Source organism: Sinorhizobium sp. BJ1, assembly GCF_002531555.1.
GTDB classification, from domain to species: Bacteria; Pseudomonadota; Alphaproteobacteria; order Rhizobiales; family Rhizobiaceae; genus Sinorhizobium; species Sinorhizobium fredii_B.
Window position 1 is genome coordinate 1 of record NZ_NWTH01000115.1, and the last position, 863, is coordinate 863.

Below are 863 nucleotides of genomic sequence, written 5' to 3' on the forward strand. Positions count from 1 at the left end.
ATGCGCCGAAGCTTCTCGGGCGTGCAGCGGGGCTTGAGTTCGCAGGTCGAGCAGGCGGTCAGATGGCGATAGAAGATGACGTCGCCTTCGCGATCCGATCGGTGCCCGCCTCTGGTCAGTTCCTGTCCGGCCGGACAAACATACAGATCCCGGTCGGCGTCGAAGACGAAGTCTTGCTTGCCGAAGAAGCCACGTTTCAGGCCGCTTGAGGTGAGCGACTTCGGCACGATCGCCTTTATGCCCGCCGCGTCGCAGGCCAGCACTTCTTCGCCCGAGAAGTAGCCGCGATCGGCCAACACGGTCAGATCATCCGCGCCGGTCGCCTCCTTCGCTTGCTGGCCCATGTTGGCGAGTTGGCTGCGGTCGTGACCGACATTGGTGACCTCATGCGCCACGACCAGATGATGCTTCGTGTCCACCGCCGCCTGGACGTTGTAGCCGACAAGGCCGGTACCCTTGCCGTTGGTGGCCATGGCGCGGGCATCGGGATCGGTCAGCGAGACCTGTCGGTCGGGTGCTGCCTCGATGGCGCGCTCCATCGCTTTCAGATCGCGCATCTGCTGGCGCAGGCGTTGGAGCCGCTCAGTCAGGCGATCCCTACGCATCTCCGCCACCTCGTCCTCTTGACGATCGGCCGTGTCAAGCAGCGACAGGTAGCGCTCGATGCTGGCATCGATCTGCTCCATGCGGCGGCGGATCGCGCCGGGCGTAAAGTTCTTATCGCGCGTGTTCACGGCCCTGAAGCGACTGCCATCCACCGCAACTGTGCCGCCGGCGAGGAGGCCTATCTGGCGACAGAGCACGACGAACTGGCGGCAGATGGCGCGGATCGCCTCACCGTTGTCACGCCGGAAATCAGCGAT

At 64.3% G+C, this 863-nt stretch carries 1 protein-coding gene; it reads right to left on the minus strand.

Features of this window, described 5'->3' with window-relative positions:
- The coding region (locus CO676_RS34315) for a transposase (RefSeq protein ID WP_144340265.1) at window positions 1-863 on the minus strand (863 nt) is incomplete at both ends.